Genomic DNA, 9,649 nt, shown 5'->3' with positions numbered 1-9,649 from the left:
CATTGTGGGCCATCCAGCTGTCCTCGGCATTGCGGAGGTAGCACTCAACCGTGTCGCCGACGCGCACGCGAATGAAAGGGCCCGGTACGCGGCCGTTGAACGTCCAATAGCGGTAGACGCTGTCCCCCCCGAGATGGGCTTCAAGCTCGACGGTCTCGAGATCCACGCGAATGGTCTGCGGCTCGCGACGACCGATCGGAGGCGGGATGTCGGTGGGATCATGCGCAATGTCGGCATGCTCCGTCATTCCGGGGTTCACCTGGTAGAGCCGGCCACTCAGGCTGGTGCCGCCAGCACGCGACATGGCAAAAGGAGATTGACCGGCAGCAGTGTGCTGATGTGCTGTTTGTGCCTGTGCTGCTTGTATCCCCAAAGCGCCCAAAGTCAGTCCGGCGGATCCGGCCAGCAGACTTCTCCTGCTCAGACCGTGTTCCGCTTCATCAGTTTTGACGGGTGCGTGTTCTTTGTTCTTGGTCACTTGTTTCTCCGTGGTCTCGGTCGTGAACCTGGAAGTAAGAGCCCCAGCGGGGGCCCTTTGGTACTTATTGGGCTGCCGAAGCCGCGGCTTCGGTTCCGGCATCCGTTGCTGCAGCCTCGGCCAGCAATTCCTTGAGGCGGTCTTCAGGACGTGTCGGCAGCTTCTCAATCAGGGCCGGGTCAATCTCGACTGAGCTGTCACCCACCTGGATCAGGCCGACCATGCCCATGCCCAGGTGCGGCTGACACTTGTAGGCATAGAAGCCTTCCTGATCGAATGTGACGGTGATCTCCTGGTTGATCTTGCCTTTCCAGGGGGTGGCACCTTCCGGCATGATCTCCACAATGGACTCGCTGTTATGCCCCTTGGTCGTGGCAACAAAGGTCACGGTGTCGCCCGGTGCGATCTTGAGGAAAGCCGGCTCGAACTGCATGGCCCGTCCTTCGGAATCCTTGTTCAACATCTGGACCTGATGGTCTGCCGCCATTGTTGCCGATGCGGACATCAAAATGGCGATGCCTGCTGCTATGGGAAGTGCCGAAACTCTCATGCAATCCTCCTGGTTCTTGCACTGATGTACCTCAGGCGGAGGCTTCCCCCCGCCTGCACAGATGGGCCAACGAGAGAGAGTCCTAATAGTTTCAAGCGCAATGCCCGAACATGGTAAGGGCGGGATACCTCATGCGCGCCTGCCAAATAGCGTTCGGCGAGACAGGCCCGATGATCAAAGAATTCGACTTTCGCGCGCGGGAACGAGCGGGTCACATTGCGGTATTGCGAACCTGTCGTATAAAGCTCGCAGCAAAAACAAGGGCATTCAGTTGACAGGCATCGATCCAAGCGTAGTGCGTTCGTTGCCCATGTTCGAGCAGCTGAGCGACGATGAGCTCAGCAGGCTACTGGCTAGCGCAACTCTGCGCCGTGTGCCTGTGGGTAAAGCTGTCTTCGAGCAGGGCCAGCCATCCACCCATTTTTTCCTGCTTCTCCATGGCCGCCTCAAAGTTACCCAGGTCACGCCGGACGGCCAGCAGATCATAGTGCGGGTGGTTCATCCGGGCGACATATTCGGGTTCGCCAAGGCGCTGCAGCGAGATGACTATCCCGGCACACCGCTCGCGGCGGCAGAAAGCCTGGTGGTTTGCTGGCCGACGGAAGTGTGGGGGACCCTGATCGAGCAGATTCCCAGCCTTGCGATCAACGCCATGCAAACCATCGGCCAGCGTTTACAGGAAGCTCATACACGCTTGCGGGAGATGGCCACAGAAGAGGTGGAGCGGCGTCTCGCCCATGCCGTGCTGCGGCTGATCGAGCGAGCCGGGAGACAAGAGAGCACCGGTGTCCGGATCGACTTCCCCATTTCGCGGCAGGATCTGGCCGAAATGACCGGGACTACGCTGCACACGGTGTCACGAATACTGTCGGCGTGGGAGGCTCTGGGACTGGTAACAGGCGGGCGGCAGAAATTGCTGGTGCGCGATGCAGAGGGGCTTAGGGCGCTTGCGGAGGACGGGACGTAGCGGAGCGAGGGCTGGAGTGCAAGGCAATCACCTTTCGTGACATCACCAAAACTGAGCTCTGTTAATACAAGCTTCCCCCAGCTCGGATCATGATCCGGTAGTTGTCACCGTCTTCATCGAAATCGCCGACCCAGGCATGCCCCCCCTCCCTAAGTTTAGGATAAAGAACCTGAGGCTCTTGATGAAGCAGGGCAAATAGTACCTCGCCCCTATCCATCTTTCCTAAGCGCGACAAGATGCGCTTATTGGGTTCAGGAGACTCAGGCTCAGTACAGTCTAAATAGTATTTGGGTGCTGACCATGTTTCTGGAGGAGGCGCCTCGATGAAATCTCCCGCCGGTTTGAACACAACAGACCATTCGCCATTTTCAAGAGGCTGTGCCTCGTGCGTAAACCCCTTTGCAGCCATCATGGAAAACAGCGGGACGGGCTTGAAGGTAGACAGGAGGCGTAGCCCCTGCCCTTCTGCGAGCCGCCCTACCACACCCATTATCGCGCTTAAGGGCTCGCCACCGTTTCGCTGGATGGGGCGCACATCAAGCTCCAGATCATCCATTTCCTTCTCCCATGGCCTGGCAGTCTGTAGCCAAACGCCGCCACTTGAGCGCATTGCCCCACGATCATGCCGTGGATTAGCGATGCGCTACCTTGTCGCCAATCAAACAAGCCGCATTTTCTCTGTCATTTCATTCATCGCCAATGTTGACCTAGCTCAAGAAATCGCACCGTCCAAGAGATCAGGAAGTGCCGGAAGTTTGACCTGGATCAATTGCGGCGGCAGCGCTCGTGCTACGGTGGGGTCAGCTTAAGGATGAGGATCCAACATGATGCTGTCTGCCAGTCAGATTGCCACTTTGGATAGAGGCTATGATCAGTTGCTGGAGGTTTGTAACAACCTTGAAACGCTTGCCGACACTTTGCCGGACCGGGTGGGTGTCGCAAGGCACCTACATTTGATTGACAGCGTCGAACAGGTAGTCGGCCTAACCAGTCTCCTGGAAGAAACCATCCTGTTTCCTCTGATGGAAGCCTACAGTAGTGCTGATCTAAAGATGACTGTTGAGCGGCTGCGCCGGGAACATATTGCAGACAGGAGCACCGCGGACGAACTTCGGGATTTGTTTGGAGCTTTTCTAGAAGAACGTTCTGGGATATCTGCCGACGCAGTCGGATATCTCTTGCGTTCCTTTTTTGAAAGCGTGCGCCGACACGTGCACGCCGAACGGGCGATGCTGCAGCTGTTACAGGGCTGCCACGAAACTGAGACATTGCATTGACTCAGCTTCTCCTGGCGATCACGGCATTCCTGGCGATGCATGTTGTGCCTACAATTCCCAAGCTACGGGCGAACCTGATCGCAGCTATGGGGCGGCGTACCTATTTAGGCGCCTATTCCATAGTTTCGCTCATTCTACTCGCCTGGCTTGTTCATGCAGCTCTTGGAGCAGAATTCATACCCTTGTGGGATCCTGCGGCGTGGCAGGCCTGGACAACGATTATCGTTACGCCTCTAGGCTTCTTTTTCCTGCTGGCAGGGCTGATGAGCCCTAATCCCGCGTCCGTTTCGATGATCCGTGAAGGACAGCCGGGAGCTATAACGACTATAACCCGTCACCCTGAGCTCTGGGGTTTCATTCTGTGGTCAGGTAGCCATATTGTCCCGAACGGGGACCTCAGAAGCCTTTTGCTATTCGGCACACTCTTCCTGTTTGCCGTGGCGGGCATTCCGTTGAACGAGAGAAAGGCGGAACGGCGGCTCGGGTCTGACTGGTCAGTTTACAAGGGAAACACATCCATTCTCCCGTTCGCAGCTATTGCATCCGGACGTGCAAGACCGCGGGTGGACAAGCCTTCTTTGGTTGCCGGCGCTATCACAGTGATTGTCACAATCTGGATTTTACATGGCGGCCACGCAGCGCTTTTTGCAGTAGATCCACTGGCATTGGCTGGACTTTAGGTCCCCTTAGCAAGACTTTTTGTGCGGAACCTTGCGCCGGAACAAAAAGCCGCAACGCGCTCTGGAGCATTGTCATCAGCATCGACGCTAAAGGCGGCGCCCATGAACATGATGATTTCTCCCTCACTGACGGCCGGGTGCAGAACCGAAGAGGAAAACGCCGGCGAACTGATGCAGCGCATTCGCCTGGCAGTCAGCCAAGCAGCCACTGACTATGTCTGCAAGACCCAGGTGGACGAAGCTGTGCAGCGTTTCATTTCATTTGAACATTCCCGCCTGGCACGCTGGCGGGTTATGAAAGCACAAAGGCACCTTAAGAACATCGTTGCATTGACAGAAATGCTCAGCGAACTGGAAGAAGTCAGTTGGACCGAGATCGACCGCTCCGTCTTTGGTGAATTGGCACACCTCTTTGAAGATGTTGCACAATCGGCATCCCTGGGCTCGCTGGCTCTGCGCCTGGTTTCACAAGACGCTCAAGCAACATGATCCGTGCTCTTTATCTCGCACTCGGCGGGCTCATGTTGCTCCTTGGCGCATTAGGAGCGGTGCTGCCACTTCTGCCCACTACTCCGTTTGTGCTGGTTGCCCTTTGGCTGCTGTCTCGGTCGTCAAAGCGGGCTGAGGCTTGGATGCTAAACCATCATGTAGTTGGACCAACGCTGCGGGCATGGCGACGTGAACGAGCGATCTCGCGGAAAACGAAGTGCGGTGCCCTCGCCTCGATGGCTCTGAGCTATGCTGTGCTGCTGATCACCACAGCACCAAGTCTGCAAGTAAGCGCAACAGTTGCAATCATGTTGTTTGCTGCGGGTGGCTACGTCGCCACACGCCCTTCCCCGGCAATTATCGAACTTCCCACTCGGTAGCATGCACCACAAGAACCACAGCGCCGAGCAGACCGAACGGAGCATTTCCGCCTCTCACATCTCTTTTACGGAGTTCGTCGTGACTAGGCAGTATGTCTCTGAGCTCTGAACGGTGAGACCATCAGCAAACTGACAATGGGTGCACTCAGGCTGTACCCCTTTGTCGACGGGTACGGGATGCACATCAGGGTTTGCGATGCGGTTATTACGTTGACCGGTTCCGATCTGAATCCTGGTCCGGGCGGCTGTAGTCGTACCCGAGCAGCGTGACAGGAAGAGCTGGCACCGCTACAGACTCTCCTCTTCCTCAGGATTGCCGTCACGGCCTGCTAGTTGTGTCCGTTGAACAATCAAGCTCCATCAACACCTCTCGGCCGAAGGCGGCGCCTTTCAGCCCATCTTCTAGGTCATCGCCCTCATTGCTCCTGCTTGATTGCAGGAAGCGGCAAGGAGCTTTCGATGCATGCAGGCATGGCTACTTGAGGCGAACCCCATTGAATCCCAGTACCGGGGACGAACAAGGGTCTTAAGCGCTGTCTTTGCCGCGTTGTCTGACATCTGCATACTTGCGTTTGCTTGCCAGTGGCCGCGCATACTCGATGAGGTAAAGTAGGAACGCTGCGATCCAAGCCGCCCCTGAAAGAGAAACTAGTGCCATGTACGCATCAGGCAAAACTCCGGCGATCGGCCGAAGCAATGCCGCGAAAACCATCGCCCCATAGCTCGCGACAGTTATTGGTGACGCATGTAGTTCCAAGCCTGTGTGACCGCGAGTGGCGCGGGTCATAACGGCTAGTGTCATCGTCCCGATACAGCCTACGGTCATGACGTGAAGCGCTGACAGCGGATCAAAGACGCCAACTGCTGACGCAGCTACTGCGGCGAAGCCTAAGACCACAAAACCATAGGCGGCGTGCAGGATCACAACCAGGCCTTCAGCGCCGGTGGTCCAACCGCGCCACCGCGAAAGCCTGAAAGCCTGTACAGCTGAGGCGGCTAAGCACAATACGCCCGTCACAGGTCCTTCAGGCTTGATGACCCACGCGAAAAGGGCGGCGAGAGCAATAACCAAGGATAACGTATCAAATGTATTATATGGCACGGGAAACCTGATCTCACCCCGCTTGCTTAGCCAGTTGCGTGTGAAGCTGGGCAGGATGCGGCCTCCGATGATCATGATCAACATCACATAAGCCGATATTGCCAAACGCGAAGATGTAGCGGTCCAGTAGCCCCCAATAACAGAATAATGGAAGAGAATATTGGCAATTGACAAGGCAAGTATGCCGCTGACAATCTTGATATCCTTCCATTTCTTTCCACCGACGATCTCTCGGGCGCAAACAGCGAAAAGCACTGGCAGAAAGATTGAATCCACCGCTGCAGCAGGCACGGAACCCACTATGTCAGCACAAAGGAGCGCCACCCTTCCGGCGCACCACAGCAGGAAAAGGCCCAGCAGCGGTAAGCCTGAAACAGGCAGGCGGCCCGTCCAGTTGGGAATGGTAGTGAGCACGAATCCCGCCAGGGCAGCGCTTGAGTAGCCGAACAGCATCTCATGGGCATGCCATGAGGTAGGCCCATACGCTACTGACAGCGTAAAGCTCCCCGACAGGGCTAGCACCCAAAGTCCCATAGCACCAAAGCCCCAGATGGCTGCGGCAAGGAAAAACGGGCGGAACCCATAAGACAGGATCACCGGCCCGGTTCGGGTAAGGCCCCGTGGAACTGGTGTTCGCGAGCGGCCGACGGCGTTCGTCATCTATGCACTCCCGAGCTTGATCCGAACTCGAATCCCACGCACATTTGTGCACCGGAACAACAAGGAAGTGCTCCGCGCCATAGCCCCCAGCCATGTATCCAACCGGCTTCGAAAAAGTTTCAGTGCTTTAGGTCTTTGCGAACGCCGCTTCCTTGCGCAGCATCAAACATGGGGCCTGTTGCAAGCATATCAGACGTTTCCTGAATGCCCGCCTTTAGGCCTGACCTCTTTCATCGCCTATGCCGAAGGGGCCTGACAGCAGTCAAGCATGCGGTACGCACCGGGCGTGCCGATCACACCTAAGCTGCCCAGCTACCCCCGCGAGCGTAAGCTGCGAAACATCTACATGCCGGTTAACGCGGCAGCAGTTCGAGCAGTCGGCAAGGAAGCTTTTGAGCGAAGAACACAACGAGTTCAAGAGGTTAAACTCGGTCGGACCAACAAGCTGAAGCTCTGACGGAGAGAAATGCGCAAACCCTGAGAAAGGGTGGCGCGAGAGACGGGGCTCGAACCCGCGACCTCCGGCGTGACAGGCCGGCGCTCTAACCAACTGAGCTACTCCCGCAGCGCTTGCGAACAAGTCGTTCGCGCAACGTGGTGTCCGTTTACCGACCACCCGGGTGCAAGTCAAGCGAGCTTGAGGGCCCTTTGATGAGATTTTTGATTTTTCGCGTCGCGGCTGTGGAAAACTATGTCGGGAGTTGCCATTAGCGGCGAATGCTAATGCACAAGCTTAAATTCGCACGTGCGCGCTGCCCGAGTAGCACGAAGGCGATTGGGTTAGCAGACTGCTACCCTTGAGAATGGAAAAGGAGAAATTGGTGGGCGATGACGGACTCGAACCGCCGACATCCTCGGTGTAAACGAGGCGCTCTACCAACTGAGCTAATCGCCCGCCGGACACTTGGTCCTGCGAATGGTGCCTGATTAGGGCTACCCTGCCCTCACGTCAACCACCAAATGAAAAGGTCCCGGCGCAAAGCGCACGGGACCTTTGTCAGCTTGGAAGCATGAATCAGGAAGCGGGGTTGATCGCGTCCTTCAGGCCCTTGCCTGGCTTGAACTTGGCCTGGTTGGAAGCCGGGATCTGGATCTCGGCGCCGGTCGCTGGATTGCGGCCGGTGGATGCCTTGCGCTGGGACACGGCGAACGTGCCGAAGCCAACCAGACGAACCTCTTCGCCAGCCTTCATCGCGTCCGTGATGGCCTCGAACACTGCATCGACGGCTTCAGCGGCCTGTGCCTTGGTGATCGTTGCTTTGTCGGCGACGAGGCCAACCAGATCGTTCTTGTTCATAGCTTTTCCTCAGAATGATTGCTCGCCCTCGCTGGCGAACCAAAAAACTCGGCAACCCTTGGTCGATTCTAGCCCAAACGCAAGGAATTCCGGGCTTCTCACGAGGCCGAGCGGTGCAAAACCGTTAATGGACCGGAAACTGGCCCCCGGCAAGACCGCAAAGCGCATTTTTGCCCGTTTTCCGGGCTTCTGCACATGCAAGGACCCTTTTCAGCCCGCCGGAACAGCCGCCGGACGCCGCTTGATGCCCAGTATGAGCGGTAGCGCCAAGAGATAGATGGCGGCTCCAATGATCCAGATCAGACCCGGCCAGGTGCCTTGCACGGCAAAATAACTGAAGCTGAAGAACACCGGACCAAAAACAGCGGCAAGACTGACAAGGCTTGCAAGCACACCCTGCAGCTGCCCCTGCTTGTCCGCCCCCACCTGCGCCGTCATGAGCGACTGAAGCGCCGGCATACCTATACCACCCAAGGCAAACAGCGGCGCAAGGGCGAAAAGGATCCAACCCTGCGTTGCCATGCCCAAGATCAGCAGGGCGGTGAGCTCGCAGGCCATGCCGACGACCAGCGCCCAGCGCTCGCCCAGCCGCTCCACAGCAGGCCCGGTCAAGAACGCCTGTGCGCCGGCGTGGAAGACACCAAAGGCGCCCAAGGAAAGACCGATCATGGTTCCACTCCAGCCAAAGCTGTCTTCGCTGAACAAGGCCCAGATCGTGCCGTACATGGTGCCGACGAAGTTCATGATCACGAAGATGGCCATCATGGGAATCAGCGCTGAAAAGGTCAGCGCCCACCCCAGGGGCTTGAACGGGTTGAGGGTGTCCCGGTCGAACTTGGCGCCGCGTTGGCCCGGCCGCGATTCGGGCAGCACAAATAAGGCCAGGGCAAAGTTGATCGCGTTCAACAAGGCTGCCGCGATGAAAGGCGCCCTCACCCAAATATCGCCCAGCAAGCCACCCAGAACCGGCCCGATGATGAAGCCTATGCCGAACATGGCGTGGAACATGCCGAAGCGCTTGGCGCGTTCTTCTTCGCTGGAGATGTCGGTGATGTAGGCAGTGGCCACGGCCATGTTGGCGCTGGTGATGCCCGATATCGCCCGGCCGAGCACCAGCATCCAAAGATAGGGCGCAAAGGCCATGATGAGGTAGTCAATCGCGGCGCCCGCCAGGGAGATCAAGAGGATCGGGCGGCGACCGAAGCGGTCGCTAAGGACGCCGAGAATGGGCGAAAACAGGAACTGGCAGGCGGAATATAGCGCCAGCATGAGCCCTAAGAGGGTTGCAACCTCGCTGATGTGCCCGACGTCTCGCAGCAGGGCGGGCAGAATGGGGAAGATAAGGCCTATGCCGACCGCATCGAGCATGACGGCGGCGAGTATCACAACGAGCGGCTTGTTCATGATGGAGCTTCCTGCAGGCGCAGCGGCCGTGTGGGCATGGATGATTGAGCTAGGTGTTGGTGAACACTAGTCAAGGACGCTGACAAGTCTTGGCAGCAGACAGGGGCGGAGAGAGCGTTGTGCCACGACCTCGTGTTTCGACAAGCTCACCATGAGGTCTACTAGGGGATTGGTTTAGGGCGCTTCCTTGTGTGAGAACCGAGTTGCTCCCCCTTGAGGGGGAGGTTGGGTGGGGGTGCCGTGGCTGGTGCTTGAGGGAAGTACCGCCACCTTGATCCTCCCCTCGGAAGGGGGAGGTGTCGACCGAGGGTTCTGTGGGTCGACAAGCTCACCATGAGGTCTACTCATGCACCGGCGTCACCCTC

10 protein-coding genes, 2 tRNA genes and 1 pseudogene are annotated in these 9,649 nt (G+C 57.6%); 5 read left to right on the top strand and 8 right to left on the bottom strand.

What is annotated here, in order from left to right:
• Together DDE77_RS19585 and DDE77_RS16530 are read right to left on the bottom strand one after the other, a co-directional pair.
• Positions 1-478, bottom strand: a pseudogene (locus DDE77_RS19585) (hypothetical protein); the annotation flags it as partial.
• A gap of 64 nt (positions 479-542) precedes the next feature.
• On the bottom strand, positions 543-1,028 hold the full coding sequence (locus DDE77_RS16530; protein WP_108398584.1) for a pseudoazurin: 486 nt from the start codon (positions 1,026-1,028) through the stop codon (positions 543-545).
• 310 nt (positions 1,029-1,338) lie between these two features.
• On the opposite strand from DDE77_RS16530, the gene DDE77_RS16525 reads away from it, so the two are divergent.
• A complete protein-coding gene (locus DDE77_RS16525; protein WP_108398583.1) occupies positions 1,339-1,995 on the top strand; it encodes a Crp/Fnr family transcriptional regulator in 657 nt (218 codons plus the stop codon).
• 61 nt (positions 1,996-2,056) lie between these two features.
• Here DDE77_RS16525 and DDE77_RS16520 read toward each other — a convergent pair whose 3' ends face one another.
• The gene (locus DDE77_RS16520) at positions 2,057-2,551 is read right to left on the bottom strand and encodes a DUF2249 domain-containing protein (RefSeq protein ID WP_108398582.1); all 495 of its coding nucleotides are present in this window, start codon (positions 2,549-2,551) and stop codon (positions 2,057-2,059) included.
• 268 nt (positions 2,552-2,819) lie between these two features.
• Here DDE77_RS16520 and DDE77_RS16515 point away from each other — a divergent pair, with 268 nt between their 5' ends.
• The 4 genes from DDE77_RS16515 to DDE77_RS16500 all read left to right on the top strand — a co-directional run bounded on the left by DDE77_RS16515 (position 2,820) and on the right by DDE77_RS16500 (position 4,821).
• Positions 2,820-3,272: a hemerythrin domain-containing protein gene (locus tag DDE77_RS16515; protein WP_108398581.1), complete on the top strand. Its 453-nt coding sequence runs from the start codon at positions 2,820-2,822 to the stop codon at positions 3,270-3,272.
• Positions 3,269-3,952, top strand: a complete 684-nt coding sequence (locus DDE77_RS16510) for an NnrU family protein (RefSeq protein ID WP_108398580.1) — start codon at positions 3,269-3,271, stop codon at positions 3,950-3,952. Before DDE77_RS16515 ends, DDE77_RS16510 begins: the two co-directional genes overlap by 4 nt.
• Before the next feature lie 102 nt (positions 3,953-4,054).
• Positions 4,055-4,441 carry a hypothetical protein gene (locus DDE77_RS16505; RefSeq protein WP_108398579.1) on the top strand — a complete coding sequence of 129 codons (387 nt, stop codon included), beginning with the start codon at positions 4,055-4,057 and terminating at the stop codon, positions 4,439-4,441.
• Entirely contained in the window at positions 4,438-4,821 is a 384-nt protein-coding gene (locus tag DDE77_RS16500; protein WP_281261309.1) for a YbaN family protein, read from the top strand. The genes DDE77_RS16505 and DDE77_RS16500 overlap by 4 nt, the downstream gene beginning before the upstream one ends.
• A 526-nt stretch (positions 4,822-5,347) precedes the next feature.
• On the opposite strand, the gene DDE77_RS16495 is transcribed toward DDE77_RS16500, so the two are convergent.
• From DDE77_RS16495 to tet, 5 genes are all read right to left on the bottom strand, one after another.
• Positions 5,348-6,583, bottom strand: a complete 1,236-nt coding sequence (locus DDE77_RS16495; RefSeq protein ID WP_108398578.1) for an NnrS family protein — start codon at positions 6,581-6,583, stop codon at positions 5,348-5,350.
• Between the two features lie 488 nt (positions 6,584-7,071).
• Positions 7,072-7,148, bottom strand: a tRNA-Asp gene (locus tag DDE77_RS16490).
• Between the two features lie 254 nt (positions 7,149-7,402).
• Positions 7,403-7,478: transfer RNA gene (locus tag DDE77_RS16485), tRNA-Val, on the bottom strand.
• A 120-nt stretch (positions 7,479-7,598) separates the two neighbouring features.
• Positions 7,599-7,880: an HU family DNA-binding protein gene (locus DDE77_RS16480; RefSeq protein WP_108398577.1), complete on the bottom strand. Its 282-nt coding sequence runs from the start codon at positions 7,878-7,880 to the stop codon at positions 7,599-7,601.
• Between the two features lie 210 nt (positions 7,881-8,090).
• Positions 8,091-9,284: a Tet(A)/Tet(B)/Tet(C) family tetracycline efflux MFS transporter gene (tet, locus tag DDE77_RS16475; protein WP_108398576.1), complete on the bottom strand. Its 1,194-nt coding sequence runs from the start codon at positions 9,282-9,284 to the stop codon at positions 8,091-8,093.
• Positions 9,285-9,649 lie beyond the last annotated feature (365 nt).

Origin of the sequence: Devosia submarina, from assembly GCF_003056345.1 — a bacterium.
Classification (GTDB): domain Bacteria; phylum Pseudomonadota; class Alphaproteobacteria; order Rhizobiales; family Devosiaceae; genus Devosia; species Devosia submarina.
This window is presented reverse-complemented; position numbering and strand designations above follow the sequence as displayed.